This is a genomic window from Pedobacter agri PB92 (assembly GCF_000258495.1).
GTDB lineage: Bacteria > Bacteroidota > Bacteroidia > Sphingobacteriales > Sphingobacteriaceae > Pedobacter > Pedobacter agri.
On sequence record NZ_AJLG01000049.1, the window covers coordinates 1 to 15,394 of the forward strand.

General features: G+C 37.0%; 12 protein-coding genes. 2 read left to right on the forward strand and 10 right to left on the reverse strand.

The annotated features are described in order from the left end of the window. The 4 genes from ON09_RS09185 to ON09_RS09195 form a co-directional block, all read right to left on the reverse strand. On the reverse strand, window positions 1–2,078 hold a 2,078-nt coding region (locus ON09_RS09185), incomplete at its 3' end, for a DEAD/DEAH box helicase (RefSeq protein WP_010600771.1). Window positions 2,079–2,333: 255 nt separating this feature from the next. After that, entirely contained in the window at window positions 2,334–3,590 is a 1,257-nt protein-coding gene (locus ON09_RS09190; RefSeq protein WP_316927790.1) for an ATP-dependent DNA ligase, read from the reverse strand. Further along, complete coding sequence (locus tag ON09_RS26645; protein WP_316927791.1) at window positions 3,577–3,933, reverse strand: DNA ligase-like domain-containing protein; 357 nt, start codon at window positions 3,931–3,933, stop codon at window positions 3,577–3,579. The genes ON09_RS09190 and ON09_RS26645 overlap by 14 nt, the downstream gene beginning before the upstream one ends. Then, a complete protein-coding gene (locus tag ON09_RS09195; RefSeq protein ID WP_010600772.1) occupies window positions 3,930–4,985 on the reverse strand; it encodes a ligase-associated DNA damage response exonuclease in 1,056 nt (351 codons plus the stop codon). Before ON09_RS09195 ends, ON09_RS26645 begins: the two co-directional genes overlap by 4 nt. 270 nt (window positions 4,986–5,255) lie before the next feature. Here ON09_RS09195 and ON09_RS24210 point away from each other — a divergent pair, with 270 nt between their 5' ends. Beyond that, window positions 5,256–5,753, forward strand: a complete 498-nt coding sequence (locus ON09_RS24210; RefSeq protein WP_157258901.1) for a transcriptional regulator — start codon at window positions 5,256–5,258, stop codon at window positions 5,751–5,753. After that, window positions 5,753–6,463 carry a DUF3307 domain-containing protein gene (locus ON09_RS09205; RefSeq protein WP_010600774.1) on the forward strand — a complete coding sequence of 237 codons (711 nt, stop codon included), beginning with the start codon at window positions 5,753–5,755 and terminating at the stop codon, window positions 6,461–6,463. Before ON09_RS24210 ends, ON09_RS09205 begins: the two co-directional genes overlap by 1 nt. Window positions 6,464–6,724: 261 nt before the next feature. Here ON09_RS09205 and ON09_RS09210 read toward each other — a convergent pair whose 3' ends face one another. The 6 genes from ON09_RS09210 to ON09_RS09235 all read right to left on the reverse strand — a co-directional run bounded on the left by ON09_RS09210 (window position 6,725) and on the right by ON09_RS09235 (window position 15,386). Then, window positions 6,725–8,896, reverse strand: coding sequence for a S9 family peptidase (locus ON09_RS09210; RefSeq protein WP_010600775.1), 2,172 nt, complete (start codon window positions 8,894–8,896; stop codon window positions 6,725–6,727). Between the two features lie 94 nt (window positions 8,897–8,990). Continuing rightward, entirely contained in the window at window positions 8,991–9,674 is a 684-nt protein-coding gene (locus ON09_RS09215; RefSeq protein ID WP_039842112.1) for a hypothetical protein, read from the reverse strand. Between the two features lie 22 nt (window positions 9,675–9,696). Then, window positions 9,697–10,473: an enoyl-CoA hydratase/isomerase family protein gene (locus tag ON09_RS09220; protein WP_010600777.1), complete on the reverse strand. Its 777-nt coding sequence runs from the start codon at window positions 10,471–10,473 to the stop codon at window positions 9,697–9,699. 1 nt (window position 10,474) lies between these two features. After that, a complete protein-coding gene (locus tag ON09_RS09225) occupies window positions 10,475–12,562 on the reverse strand; it encodes a ComEC/Rec2 family competence protein (protein ID WP_010600778.1) in 2,088 nt (695 codons plus the stop codon). A gap of 3 nt (window positions 12,563–12,565) precedes the next feature. Next, on the reverse strand, window positions 12,566–14,596 hold the full coding sequence (locus ON09_RS09230) for a helix-hairpin-helix domain-containing protein (protein ID WP_010600779.1): 2,031 nt from the start codon (window positions 14,594–14,596) through the stop codon (window positions 12,566–12,568). After that, window positions 14,586–15,386: a PorV/PorQ family protein gene (locus ON09_RS09235; RefSeq protein WP_157258900.1), complete on the reverse strand. Its 801-nt coding sequence runs from the start codon at window positions 15,384–15,386 to the stop codon at window positions 14,586–14,588. The genes ON09_RS09230 and ON09_RS09235 overlap by 11 nt, the downstream gene beginning before the upstream one ends. Window positions 15,387–15,394: the final 8 nt, after the last annotated feature.

Consider the following 15,394-nt stretch of genomic DNA (forward strand, 5'->3'; position numbering starts at 1 on the left):
ACGTACACACTGAAACCCTCTTTGTTGTTTATCAATTCGATTAATAATTCATCATTTCTTGGAACATGCGAACGTTTTTCTTGTAATAGAAACAATGGATACACAACATCCAGCTCTTCATCCTGATGGGTTTTATCCAAAGCTTCATTATATTTTTTGCGCAAAACGGAACCTAAATTTGAAGATAGGGGCAATCTGCCACCATTCCAACTCGGCGAAATGGCGTTTGATTGCTTACTTACCCGCACAATTACCGTCATATCTTTAACGTGTATGAATTCCAAAACCCTGCCAGCCAAACGGAAATTATCGCCAGCTTTTAAACGGGTAACAAAATACTCTTCAACCATGCCAATGTAACCACCAGATAGAAATTTCACTTTTAGCATAGCATCGCTTACTATGGTGCCGATATGCAGCCGATGGCGCATGGCCAGCTGTCGGCTTTTTACTTTCCAAAGTCCATCTTCATCTTTGGTAACTTTTTTAAACTCATTATAAGCACCTAAGCTATCGCCACCTGAAGTGATAAACTGCATTACCCATGTCCACTCTTCGGGCAAAATCAATTTAAAGGCATGCGTATTTTTGATTTCTTCGTAGATGATTTTATCATCAAAACCATCGCCAATGGCTAAAGTTACGAGGTATTGAACGAGTAAATCGAAAACCATAATAAAAGGTTCGCGACTTTCAATATTGTTAGTTTTTGCCGCTTCCTTTATTGCTGCCGCTTCCACCAGCTCCAATGCGTGAGTAGGCATGAAATAGATTTTAGAAACTTCGTGTGGCGAATGGCCTGAGCGACCAGCCCTTTGTAAAAACCTGGCCACACCTTTTGGCGAACCTACTTGTACAACGGTATCTACAGGTTTAAAATCGACACCCAAATCCAGTGATGAGGTAGCAATAACTGCTTTCAGCTGACCAGTATGCAAGGCATCTTCAATCCAGTTTCGCAGTTCAAAATCTATCGAGCCGTGATGGATGGCAATTCTACCCGCCAGTTCAGGTTCAATGTTCAGTAAATGTTGATACCACATTTCCGATTGCCCACGTGTATTGATGAAGATTAGCGTAGTTTTACTTTTCTCAATAATAGGAAGCAGTTTGTAAGCCAGTTTTAAACCCAGGTGACCTGCCCAGGGTAAGGTTTCAATATCATCTGGTAGGATAGATTTGATGAGGATTTTCTTTTCCAAATCTGCCTTGATGATGATTCTTTTGGCTTCTTGATTAGGCTCCAAAACATCTAAAGCTTCTTCAATATTGCCAATAGTTGCCGAAATTCCCCAAACCCTTAAAAATTGTTGCTGCTCTAATTTTTGTAAGCCTTTTATTCTTGAAACTGCAAGTTCTACCAAAACGCCACGTTTGCTACCTAATAGTTCATGCCATTCATCAGCAACAATACATTTCAGGTTTTTGAACAATGTCGATGAACCTTTTTGAGCCAATAAAAGATGCAGACTTTCGGGTGTAATTAATAAAATCTCGGGCATCGATTTTTTTTGCTGCACTTTTTCTGCCTGCGAGGTATCTCCATTTCGAACGCCTACATGCCAATCCAATTCTAGTTCTGTCAAAGTTTCCCGCATGGCTCTGGCCAAATCTTTTGCCAGAGAGCGGAGAGGAGTAATCCAAATGAGTTGTAAACGGTCTTTAGCTTTTTTATTGCTCGCTTCAGAAGCGTTCAAAGCCTCAATAACCACGGCCAGAAACAAAGAAAATGTTTTTCCGAAACCTGTAGGTGCATTTACCAAACCACTATAACCGTTAAGATAATTTTGCCAGGCATCCTCCTGAAATTGAAATGGCTTGCGTTTATTAGCCTTAAGCCATGCTTTTATCTTTTTATAACCTTTGGTTTTGGTTTGGTCCATGTAATCTCTAATATTTTTTTTTGAAAAGCAATTGCAGTAACTCTTCAGTACAATCTGCCCCGCCATTCGTTGCAATCTTTTGTTAATGTCAGTCTGAGCTTGTCGAAGACCTGCAACAAAAGTATTTCCACTATTGTCGGGTTTAGGATAATAAAGTAAACCTAAGTAAAATAAACCTGACCGACTTGACGGCATAGTAAAGCTACTGTTTTAATAGGTTGTAGTTAGTTCATAACTGCTATTCTTTATTTTTTACGTCATTGCGAGGCACGAAGCAATCTATGCAGATTAACATCTTCCTAACGAGATTGCTTCGTGCCTCGCAATGACGACCGCCTAAAAACAGTAATTGTATCAATTGAAAAAATCCTGTCTGGCTAAGACAATTAAACACCCCGTCCTGGTGGCATCCTTTGAAAAAAGAGAATGCAAATCGCAAAAAAAAACTTTCTACTCATTTATAAAAGTTGATGCCAGCAACTGCCTTAAATCCTCTAACGTATTAATTTCTGCAGCTTTCTTATCTTTTCGCCAGCGTAAAATACGCGGAAAACGTAAAGCTAAGCCTGCTTTATGTCGTTTACTTTCAGCAATTCCCTCAAATGCAATTTCAAAAACCAATTCGGGTTTAACGGTTCTAACTGGTCCGAATTTTTCGATTGCGTTTCTGGTTACAAATGAATTTACTTCCTTAATTTCTTTATCTGTTAAACCCGAATAAGCCTTAGCAATGGTAACTAAATTTTCACCATCTCGAACGGCAAAAGTATAATCGGTAAAAAAGTTTGCCCTTCTGCCACTACCTTTCTGGGCATAAATCATCACCGCATCAACAGTATAAGGGTTAATTTTCCATTTCCACCAGTCGCCACGTTTTCGGCCACTATGGTAATGCGAACTTAGCTTTTTAAGCATAATACCTTCACTGTTGATGGAACGAGAAGTTTGCCGTAATTCAGCCAATTCTTCCCAGGTGTTACAATTTATCACAGGCGATAGAATCACAGCACCTTCATCTAAACCACCAATAAGCTGTTCTAATATTTTTCGCCTTTCACTTAGTGGGTGCTCACGGAAATCATTTGCCTCAAACTCTAAAATATCATAAACGAAAAAGCCAATTGGCGCATCTTCCAGCTGTTTTTTGCTTATCGTTTTACGGTTTAATCGCTGTTGTAAGGTGCTGAAAGATAATACCTGTTTATCTTGTACAGCCAATATTTCACCATCCAGTACAACGCCATCGGGTAAAACATCAATTAAAAAATGAAGTTCAGGGAACTGTTCTGTTACTAATTCTTCACCGCGGCTCCAGATGAAAAGTTCGCCATTGCGCTTTACAATTTGTCCACGAATGCCATCCCATTTCCATTCGGCTTGCCATTCTGAAATATCTCCAAGTTTTTCAGTTTCTTGTTCTAAAGCATAAGCCAGACAAAAAGGGTAGGGCCATGAATTATCGGTATTTACATGAGTTCCGTTAATCAATTCTGCAAAAGTGATTTCGTATGGATTCCATTTACCCATAATGCTGTGCATAATCTGAGCACTATCTAAACTGCTTTGCTTGGCCAGGGCATTTACAAGCATTTTATTCGAAACGCCAATTCTAAAGTTACCCGAAATAAGTTTGTTAAAAATGAAACGTTCCTGCGTCTCCAGTGTATTCCAAGCATTTAAAATGAAGTTTTTTTTAGTTTTCATCATCTTTGCCTTCTAAATCATGTAAATTTTCAATCCATTTATGCAGTTGGAAATCGGATGTATTTTCTGCAGGAGGCAGGAGCAGGGCAATTGTTTCGCTTAAATCGCCAACGTTTGAGTAACTTTCAGAAAATAACCATTCAGGCGTTTGCGTAATTTCTATAGCCCAGTATTTTAATAAGGCAGATTTAATTGGTCGCCGTGGTTTCTTGCCTGTAAATAAAGCAATTACCCAGATCTTATCTTTATCGTCAGCATAGTTGAAATAATCAACCAATGCTGCTATTTTATCATTGGTTTTATTGCTCAGTTCGAGCTGTTGAATTAATCTGGCGAAACGTTTCATACTGATTTTTGGTTTTCGGTTTCAGTATTTTGATTTTCGGTATCAGCCAAATCAACTTTATTTTCTTCATCATCTTCCTGCCCAAACTTGGTCATTACTTCTTCTGATTCAATACCTTCATCATTTAAAAACCGACTAAAGGCTGCCGTAAAACCATGCGTTACATAAACTTTTTCAGCTCCGGTTGCAGTAATGGCATCCATTAATCCTGTCCAGTCGGCATGGTCGCTTAGCGCAAAACCCGCATCAGCACTTTGCCATCGGCGATGCGCCCGAACCTGCATCCAGCCAGAGCAAATGCCTGTTACAGGATGTGATAAGTTTTTAATCCAACGGCTATCACGCATTGCAGGTGGCACAATCACAATGCCTTTCTGCAAGTCATCTTTAGTAGTTTCTGGTGTAATCCTAATCGTTTCTGGCAAGTTTACGCCTGCATTGATAATTACCTCATTTAAGTTGGCGATGCTATTATGAACATAAATTGGAACATCGCCGGCCAGGTTTTTAATTAAACGCTGTGCTTTCCCTAAACTATATGCGATTAATACACTAGTTTTTTGTTGAGGAATATTATCGCTTACCCAACTTTTAATTTTATCGAAAACGATGTCTTGTTTCTGCCATTTGTAAACAGGTAAACCGAACGTACTTTCTGAAACAAATGAATGGCATTTCACGGGTTCGAAAACGTCGCTGATGCCATCATCTTCAGTTTTATAATCACCTGAGATTACACAGATTTCTCCTTTATATTCTAATCTAACCTGCGCCGAACCGATGATATGACCAGCGGGATAAAATGAAATATGTACACCATTACGAACGATACTTTCGCCATAATTAAGGGTTTCTACATCTAAATCTTCGCTGATTCTACGCTTAATTATTGGTTTTGTTAAGGTATGGCAGAGGTAGTGTTTGTTACCAAAGCGCACATGGTCGCTATGGCCATGAGTGGTAACGGCATAATCTACAGGCCACCAGGGATCTACGTAAAAATCGCCTTGCTTACAGTAAATGCCTCTTTTAGTAAATTCGATTAATGCCATGATTCTTTAAACAATAAATGCCCATATAAGTTTTAAGATAATATCGGGTAATTAGCCGATAATCTTAAATATCGGGTAATTAGCCGATAATTTGAAATATCGGGTAATTAGCCGATAATTTTTGAATGATGAATATAAAGGCTTATATTAGTGATATGATTTGCATTATAACTGGAGATATTGTTGGTTCAAGAAAGATAAAGGACAGTTGGTTATTAAGCTTAAAAAACTGCTTTAAAAACAGTTTCAGGGCAAAATGGCAAATGGGAGATTTATCGGGGAGATAGCTTTCAAGTAGAGGTAGATGCAGAAGATGCCATTAAAACAGCTGCCTACATAAAAGCTTGTATCAGAATAAATAAGCCAGCTGATGTAAGAATGGGAATTGGTATTGGGGAAGTCAAAACTAAACGTAAAAAACTTTCAGAATCGAGCGGAGATGTTTTCGTGAATTCAGGTGCTGCTTTCGATAGTTTAAAACAAGCAAAAGTGAATCTTGCAATCAAAACTGAAAATCCGGACTTTGATGAGGAAATAAATGTTTTGATTAAACTATCTTTAATCGCGATGGACAGTTGGGGTGTAGTTGCTGCAGAAATGGTAAAACTAGCTTTGGAAAACGAGAATGTTGTGCAAAGCGAATTGGCAATTATTTCAAAAAGAACGCAATCATCTGTTAGTGAGGCACTAAAACGTGCCCGCTATTCAGAAATCATGGAAATGGATAAACTATATCGTAAAAAACTGAATCAAATTCTTTCTCAATAATGGATATCATTTTAGTCAAACTCATCCTTGCGCATTTAATTGGAGATTTTTTTCTTCAACCTACATCGTGGGTTAAGGATAAGGAAAGAAAGAAACTTAAATCAGGTAAACTGTATTTACATGTTTTAATTCATGTGGTTTTAATATTTATTGTTTTTTTAAGCTTTAATGTTTGGAAAACAGCTTTATCAATTGGTGTGCTACATTTAATAATTGATGCTTCAAAATCGCTGTTTCAAACTAAAAAGAATGCTAGAATATTGTTTTTTGCTGACCAGGTTTTGCACTTTGGCTCTATTGTTTTTGTGTGGCATCTTTTTTTTAAAGGCTATTTAGATATTAGTTATTTAAATGATGTAAAAACCTGGTTTTTGATTGTGGGTGTATTGTTTTTATCTCTGCCGACATCGATAATTATGAAAGTAATTATTGCTAAATGGTTACCTGAAAGTGATGATGAAAGCCCAAAATCGTTGCAGAATGCAGGAAAATATATCGGGATTTTAGAACGGGTTTTAATTTTTGTTTTTATACTCACCAATCATTTTGAAGCGGTTGGTTTCTTATTGGCAGCAAAATCTATCTTCCGCTTTGGCGATTTAAAAGAAGCACACGACCTTAAATTAACGGAATATGTATTGATTGGAACGCTGCTAAGTTTCGGGATTGCAGTAGTAGTTTCTTTTATGATTTTAGGTTTAGTAAGATAGTTTTAACGTGATTTTCATTAGGCATTTTGCCAGGGAAACGTTAAAAGGAGCGGAGCGCCCTGAAGTTTAAACCCGATTGTAGTGGAAATACTTTTTGGTGTACTGTCATCCTGAGCTTGTCGAAGGATTTATATTGCAAGTGCTTCGATAAACCAAGCATGACGACATTTATCATAAGTAACATTCACAAAAAGATTGAAATGAAAAGCGGGGCTATCGAAACCGACTCCCCGCTGTAATTGCTTTTCAAATATTTACAATCTATCTCGCTCCTGGAGGGCAATTATCTTTTAAAAACTTGGTATAAGTAAGTGATAAATGCTCGCTGGTGCCCTCGCCTTCGGATATGCTATGGGTACGATTTGGATAACTCATCAATTGAAAAACCTTTTTGTTTTTAATTAATTCATTGATGAGCATCTCTGCATTTTGGTAGTGAACGTTGTCATCGCCTGTTCCGTGGATGTAGAGTAAATTACCTTTTAAATTTTTAGCATAGGTAATAGGAGAGCCCTTAACATAGGCCTCTTTACTTGGGAATGGTGTGCCCATGTAACGCTCCTGGTAAATGTTATCGTAAGTTAACTGGTTGCCAACTGCAGCAATTGAAATACCTGTTTTATAAATTTCAGGGTATTGGAACATCAAATTAAGGGTTGATGAACCGCCGCCACTCCAGCCCCAAACGGCTACACGGTCTTTATCCATAAATGAGTGGGTTGCCAATAATTTTTTAGCAGCCATGGCCTGATCGCGGATATTGATTACGCCAATGTTTTTGTAAATACCTTTACGCCATGCAGCACCTTTTGGAACTGGTGCGCCACGGTTATCCATTGAAATGTAGATGTAACCATCTTTGGCCATATCACCTGCGTAAAGGAAATTTCTGCCTGCTCCATAAGTATCTGATGCGGTAGGCGAAGCAGGTTCGCCATAAACATAAAAAACAACAGGATATTTTTTATCCGGATTGAAATTATCTGGTTTTTTCATCCAGCCATCCAGTTCCACACCATCTTCAGTAGTAACTTTAAAAAATTCCACTTTATTTTTAGGTGCTTCTTGCTTTGATAATTGTGTGGTGATGCTGCCATCCATAGTAAATGGATTTCCGGTAGTAAAGTTCATCCATTCGGTAATTGGCCTTACGGTAGAACTGTTGTAACTATGGCGGGCGAAAGCAGCATTTGGCGAAATATCATAACTGTGCGTACCTGGAAGTAGCGTCGATGGCGTAACTTGCTCTAATTTACCTTTACCATCTAATTTGGTTTTGTATAAATAACGTTGTGTAGCATTGTTAGGTGAGGCGATGAAGTATAAGTAATTATTATTGTCGTCTATTAATTTCACATCAACTACATCGTAATTTCCTTTGGTAACCAAGGTTTGCTTTTTACCATCGCGACTGATTCTATACAAATGATTCCAGCCATCTTTATCAGATGTGATGGTAAATTCCTGATTATTATTTAACCATTTCCATTCGTCCTGAGCATCTATCCAGGCTTTAGCTTTTTCGGTATAAACTGCTTTTGCTGTTCCGCTGGCCGCATCGCAAATAAAAACAATACTTTCGTTTTGCTCGCGATTTAGTTGTTGCAAGATAACTTCGTTGCTATTCGGTACCCATTGCATACGTGGAATGTAATGTTGAATATCATCACCAGGAACGTTTAACCATTTTGTTTTTGCGGTGGCAATATCAACAATACCTACTTTACAAGCTGACGGATTTTCGCCAACTTTAGGATACTCAACCGGAATGGTATAAGGATAAATAGAGTCTGTATTGTTAACCATCAAAAAGTTTTTGATTTTGGTCGCGTCAATTTGCCAGTAAGCAATTGATTTACCATCAGGACTCCATCTAAAACCATCTCTGCAATCGAATTCTTCTTCATAAACCCAATCGAAGGTTCCATTAATCATTCGATCGGTGCCATTGGTTGTTAAGGCTTTTGAATTCGAACCATCAATATTTTCTACATACAGATTATGTTTGCTTACGTAAGCAACTTTGTTTCCATCTGGAGATAGTTTCGCAAACATTAAAGACGATGCAGGTTTATCTTTTCCAATTTGAGTGATTTTGTTTGCCGTTAAATCAGCCAACCAATAGTCGCCACGGGTATCATAACGCCAAACTTTTTTACTATTGGTATAAATTAGGGCTTTAGTTCCATCGGCAGATAATTGAAAACTGCGAACAGCGATGGGTGCATTTTTCCCAGCTGGCGTTAAAAGTGCCCTTGATATAACAGTTTTTTTATCGCTCTTGGGCAATGTCACACTAATAATTTCTCCACTGGCGATTTGGTAATAGGAGTTTCCATGCTTTGCCCAGTTTATACTTTGGGCCTGGGTATCAATAATTGCAAAAATGGCAATACAAGTAATTGATAGTTTAACGAGTAGGTTTTTAATCATAAAAATTAGTCATAAAAAAAGCTTTTTAACTTTCGGGCTAATTTAGATAAAAAGCCGGCGGTTAAAAAGCCTTCGATTGTAAGATATAGGTTAATTATTCACCACCACCCTGCATTTTCATTAATTCATCCATGGTAACTACTTCGTAGCCAGTAGGAACCTCTTTAGAGATTGCACCCACTTTACCTTCAGAAATTGATTTTAAAGTTGTTGTAGTTTCAATGCCGCGTTGAACCATTGTATATTTTACTGGAAAAGCGCCTAAACCTGGAAAATAATTTTGTGATCCTACGTTTGGTAATTCAACATCTTTAGTTGCCCAAAGTTCGTGTGATGCACCTTTATCATCTTTGAAAGTATATTTTTCTGCGTTAAAACCTCCAACTGTTTGTTTTTCGCCAGTAGCTTTAAAATCTGAATATTTTGCGATGCCACCCATTGCTTTCTCTACATCTTCTTTAGATTGTTTCACTGCAAATTGTTTTTGTGCAATTGGCACATCAATTAATAACAAACCAGTTTTTTCATTGTTATCTGATACAATTCCGATCAAAGCTGGTCCTTGTTCCATTTCGATTTTCGTTAGGCCGTTATTAAACTTTACTTTAAGTTCTGCAGGTGGTTCCTGTCCGCCCATGGCTGCCTTTTGCTCATCAGTAAGTTTATATTCCAATCCATAAGTAATTGTACCTTCGGCAATTTTCTTCTGTGCGTGAGCAATTACTGCACCACCTACAAGGATTAAAGCGACAACGCTCGTTTTGATAGATTTTAACATGTTTTTATTTAAGTTTAGTTGTTTACCAGTTAATTTTTTCTTTATTGAGAAATGATGCAATACCTTTTTTAAAATCTTCGCTTTCCCGCACCCTGGCATTAATTTGGACAGCAAATTCCAAACTTTTTTCAAGGAGTGGGTTAGTGGTTTGGGTAATTAATTGTTTTGTAATCATTAACGAATTACCAGAACTCTCTTTACACAAACTTAAAGCAAATTCTTTAACAGTTTGATGAATTTCTTCTGAATTTGTTACAAAGTTGATCAAATTATATTCGAGTGCTTTTTCTGCAGAGAAGATTTTGCCTGTTAATAAGAGCTCTTTGGCTATCGTTTCATTTACTTTTTGTTTTAAGAAACAGGATACGATTGCGGGAACAAAACCAATTTTAACTTCGGTATAACCAAAATTGCTTTTTGGTGTGGCAAAAACGATATCACAGATTGTTGCCAAGCCACAGCCACCGGCAATTGCATGTCCCTCGACCTGTGCAATTACAACTTTTGGCAGATAGTAGATTGTAGTGAAAAGTTTTTTCAGGTTATTGGAATCCGCCACATTTTCTTCGAAAGTATTATAACGCAATTGTTGAAGGTATTCTAAATCAGCACCAGCGCTGAAAACACCGCCAACGGCATTTAAAATAACTACTTTAACATCATCATCTTCAGAAGCACGAATAAAGTTTTCAGTTAGTTCGGAAATTAACTGGGGATTTAATGCATTTCGCTTCTCAGGTCTGTTAATAGTTATGGTGGCTATTCTTTCAGCTACATGATATAAAACCAAATTTGGCATATTATTGGGTTAGGTGTACCAAATATGCAGGATTTTTCTTTAAAATATGTGCTTGCACTTTATTATTATCTGCAAAAGTTTTAAACGTTGCTATTTTATAATCTTTGTTGGTGGCATCGATAATTATACTTTCGTATTCGAGTTTATCCGGCAGATTTTCAAGTTTAAATTTATGGTTACCTGTTAACCAAATACTTTTGAACTTTCCCGTAACCGCTAAATTTTTGTAATTCATTTTTTCGTTGATCAGAAGAATATTGTAGTCCTCGAAAATTATTTGATTATCTTTTTTAATAAAATGATGTAAGGTCGTATCCGTTTTTAAACTGATGACATCGATTTTCCTAATTTGAGATTGCTCCAAAGCCGGAGACACAAAAAACAGGTAGTTTTTATCAATTTCTGTTAAATCTGTAACCAAAACTGCCTCCCGACCTGTAATAAATGCCGCAGCATAATTTTTCCTCAAAGTGAAAAATATAATTTTCTTTTGATGAAGCACCTTCCAGTCATGATAGAATGTTAATGCAGAACAGATAAGATACACTGAAGCAGACGCCGTAACACATCTTTTATTTTTCTTCGCTAAGCCATAAACAAGCAAGCACAAAGCTGCGCTTAAAAGGATGAATTCAGTGAGGCTGATCCAAACTGAAGAAAAAGTAGAAAATGGTAAATCAGCAATCCATTTTAAAATGGTGTTTGTGGTGACAATTATCCACTCCACCAATGGAGAAATTTTATCTACTATAGGAATAAGAATCGCTATTCCCAAAAGCATAATGAGAAGAAGCGGGATGGAGATAAAAAGATTCCCTAACAGAAAATAAACAGGAAATTGATGGAAATAGTAAATGCAAAGTGGGAAAGTAACTAATTGAGCAGCCAGAGAAAGTGCTATTAATTCCCAAACCTTATTCAGTATTTTGTTTTTAACATATATCCATTTGTATATTTTTGGCTGTAGATAAATTAAGCCAAATACCGAAATGTAAGAAAGTTGAAAGCCAACATCCCATATTAAAAATGGATTATAAACCAATTGACAAAATGCGGCAAAAGCCAGGGTGTTGTAGCTATTTTTGTTTCTTGCAAATGTTCTTGCCACAATGAAAATGTTTATCATAATCGCAGCCCGTACAACCGATGGAGACAAACCTGTAATTAAGGCATAGCCCCAAATTAAGCTGCAGATTAAGACAAATTTGAATATTCGAAGCCATCGTTTTTTGTCCAAAAAGGCCAAACAGATATCTAACACAAAGAAAATTATCGCAACATGACTTCCAGAAACAGATAGTGCATGAATGGTTCCTGTTTTTGAATAAGCAGCCAAGGTTTCTTTGCTTAAATCTGCCCGATAGCCTAATATCAATGTTGAAGCCACTGCAAAAGCTTCATCATTCTTAATCATCTTTCGATATTTCGCCACTTGTTTTTCTCTCAAATCAAGTGCGAATTTGATGATGCGATTTCCAATATTTCGATTGGTTTTCAGCACATGGTTTTGACGTATAAATGTTTGTTGATAGATGTTCTGACTTCCTAACCAACTTTTAAAATCAAATTCTGCAGGATTGTAAGGCAGCTCAACCTCCAAGTATTTTGCTGACACCAATAACTCATCACCGTATTTTAAGTAAATAGGTTGAATACTATCTACCTTTAAGGCTAAAAGTAATTGTCCGCTAAGTTTAATTTGTTTAGAATTTTTATAACCTGAAACAACTCTTGCCTTGAACCTAACAATATCATTGGTTTGCTCAGGTTCGTCATTCACCCAGATTTTTAAAATCTTATAATTGTTCCTTGCGAAGTAGTCAGATTTTAGGGTTTCATTATTTAGTATAGAAAGTAAAGCTCCCAAAAAGAAGAAAAAAAGTAGGATTGAAATTCCGGTTAGACCTTTAAATTTATAAGCATTATGTTTCTTATAAGTGATGTTGATGAAGGATATGGATAAGATAATTACAGCAGAGATGATTGCCAGAATAAAAATCATTTTTTCTGATGGGAAAAAATAAAATATCCCAATCCCAATGATAAAAGGAAGTAGAATCCTAGCGAAAATATATTCTGCCTTAAACATATTTTAAAATTGATACCGCATTTGAACTTTGATCTCAGATTTCTTGTTACCCTGAATTTCATCTAAATATGAACCGACAGTTTCTACATCTTTATAAATGAACATTGCATATCTTAACCAAATATTTAATTTTTTAGCAACGTTATACTTTAGATTTAGATATGTTCGAAACCCTTTTCCGCTATACATACCAAAAGCGAAGCTGTATAATACATCATCTTCATAAGCATAAATTCTGCTATTATAACTTGGCGTATTAAAATAGGCAAGCCGCATGTTTCCTGTGATTTTAGAAAACATTGGAGAATAGTCTACATCCTGATAAATCAAATAGCCGAACTCACGGTTTGCATTACCTTTTTTATATTGAGAAACCTCTGCCCGGTTTTGAAAACTCCATTTTTTATTAATCTGCCAGCTTACTTCGATGCGGTAGCCTTCTTTTTTTACATCATCAAGAAAGTTGATCGGAACATCTAAATCAGTATTTTGCTGCTTGTTTTCAGTTTTGAATCTTGCCAGGGCTTTGAAGGTTTTGCTGGGTGTATAAATCGCCTGACCTAAAATTTCGTATCCCTTGGAAGGTGCATCAACTCGATATTTGAGCCATGGAAATTGAAAATAGTCGCCGTAAGCAGAAAATGTCCATCGTTTATTTGGCGTAATATTTAAGCCTGCATACAACCCTTTTTCATTAACGGCCTCACTGGCTTCAGCAACTGCCTGATTAAAAAAGTTATGGAAATCTTTTGCATAATTCCGATAGGTGATGGCTGCTGAAATGGCCGGAGTTAGACTAATCAAAGCACCATTAACATGAGCTAAGCCGCTATTGAGGCTTTTCCCGGCTTCGCCGAAAAAATAAATGTTTTTATAGGTATAATTATAATGAACACCAACATTGGTTAATGAATTTCCGGTGAAACTAAATCGGTCGTAAACCGCCGTTTGTGTAATGAAACTATTTCCGTATTCACTTTGATAAGCGACAGCCCCAATACCCAACTGATTTCTATTGTATTGCAGCGCCAAGCCATAAATTTGTTGTTTTAACGAACCTTTGTTCTCTATTTCTGTAGGTGTGCGGTGATAGCCGCTTTGATTAACTGTTGCTTGTACCAGGTTGCCACCAGCATCTAAATCCTGACTAGCATCCAGCTTTCTGAACGAAACAAAGGGTGTAATGTCGAAATTTTTATAGAGGTTAATTGTTGCTGATGCGCCTCTTAAAAATGAATATTCATTTGCCGAAGTGTAAGGCCTTAAGCCCAAATCCTTTCTCGCCACACTTGTTACGTCTGGTCCTTTGCCAAAAGCAAAGCCCGACCACATGGTTAAACCCTGACCAAATTGTAACGTGTAATCGCCTATGATCAATTTCTTTACCTTGCCTAACTTAAAAAGCGCAACATTTCCCGAGTAAAAATCAAATGGCCTTCCAATAAATTTTTCACCAGCATCTTTATCTAGCGTTAGCGCTGCAGAAACAATTGTTCCATAATGATAACGGTAACGGCTTTGAAATTTTTCTGGTGAACCTAAATAGCGATTGCCAGGCAAATCTGTAAAGCCTTTTTGCGTTTGTAAGGTTTGCGCAAATCGAATAAGCAAATCGCTTTCGCCTAAACTTAACAAGTTTTTGAATGTAAGTTTCTCGTATTCGGTAACAGTATTTAAAGTAACAAAGGGAAGCAAACTTTGAACAGTTTTAATATCGAAACCGTCAATACTTTGAAGCTCTAGCACATCAACAAAATTTCCGTTTTCTTTTACGTAGGCAAAGAAGTTACTGATTTGTAACGGCGATAAAAACAAAAGTGTTTTCAATTCATCGGGCGAGGTTTTATTTAAATTAATAGGGTGTTTTTTATATCTGGTCAACATTTCAATCAGCTCAGTCATGTCATAATCGTCTGGAAGATTTTCTGCTACACTTTCTATAATATCTTTCACATCTGTTTCTTGCTCGCCTATTTGGGCATTTGCGATGAATCCCATCATCACAATTGCCATTGTGATCAAACTAAAACGCATAGCCTACGGCAATTTGTGGTGCATAACCTAAATTGGCATCAAACGTTGTTGCCATATCCAATAAGAATTTCTTATAATTTAAACCGAAGCCTGCATATTGCTTAAAAGGCCTGGTACTTAAGCCACCTCTTAGGCTTAGCAATTCAATAATTTTATAATCGATTCCTATGCTTACATCAACAGATTGACCAAGAGATTTACTTAGGGAAGTTGCAATCAAGACTTTATCAGATGCAAGGTAACTTGCACCAGCATGGAACGTTGTTGGAATACTTAGCGATACCTCTTTGCTGCTGAACTTTTGCTTTGATGGATTATTTACGAAAGCTCCAAAAGCAAATTCACTATTGAGATGGTAGAGTGCCCCGACATCGACGGAGAAACCGGAAGAAGTACCATAATTAGATATCTTTAACTGATGATAATTGATGTTTATGGCAATAGATAATCTTTCTCCAAACTGCTTGGCATATGCAAAACCTATTTTACTTTCATTGTATTCAGCAAATCCATAGCGCTGAAAGCTTGCTCCGATAAAATTGTTATTGATCGGCAAAACGAAAACTGAGGCCTGAGTACTGATCTCATCACTAAAGAGGTGTTTAATATAATTTATCGAAACTGTTGGCCTGGTGAGTGAAGCAATACCAGCCGGGTTTGCCTGCAAAGCCCAAACATCGGTAACAGCTGCACCATTGTTGCCCATGGCAGTAAGCCTTGGACCCAAACTGTTTTGAGCAAATAGATAAAAAGGCGTGAGGGAGATTAACAATACAATCCATATCTTCATTTGAGGGC

Bases quoted from the DNA above. Each gene is read 5' to 3' on its own strand.
- ON09_RS09190 (WP_316927790.1), bottom strand. From the start codon at position 3,590: ATGATGAAAACTAAAAAAAACTTCATTTTAAATGCTTGGAATACACTG.
- ON09_RS26645 (WP_316927791.1), bottom strand. From the start codon at position 3,933: ATGAAACGTTTCGCCAGATTAATTCAACAGCTCGAACTGAGCAATAAA.
- ON09_RS09195 (WP_010600772.1), bottom strand. From the start codon at position 4,985: ATGGCATTAATCGAATTTACTAAAAGAGGCATTTACTGTAAGCAAGGC.
- ON09_RS09205 (WP_010600774.1), top strand. From the start codon at position 5,753: ATGGATATCATTTTAGTCAAACTCATCCTTGCGCATTTAATTGGAGAT.
- ON09_RS09210 (WP_010600775.1), bottom strand. From the start codon at position 8,896: ATGATTAAAAACCTACTCGTTAAACTATCAATTACTTGTATTGCCATT.
- ON09_RS09215 (WP_039842112.1), bottom strand. From the start codon at position 9,674: ATGTTAAAATCTATCAAAACGAGCGTTGTCGCTTTAATCCTTGTAGGT.
- ON09_RS09220 (WP_010600777.1), bottom strand. From the start codon at position 10,473: ATGCCAAATTTGGTTTTATATCATGTAGCTGAAAGAATAGCCACCATA.
- ON09_RS09225 (WP_010600778.1), bottom strand. From the start codon at position 12,562: ATGTTTAAGGCAGAATATATTTTCGCTAGGATTCTACTTCCTTTTATC.
- ON09_RS09230 (WP_010600779.1), bottom strand. From the start codon at position 14,596: ATGCGTTTTAGTTTGATCACAATGGCAATTGTGATGATGGGATTCATC.
- ON09_RS09235 (WP_157258900.1), bottom strand. From the start codon at position 15,386: ATGAAGATATGGATTGTATTGTTAATCTCCCTCACGCCTTTTTATCTA.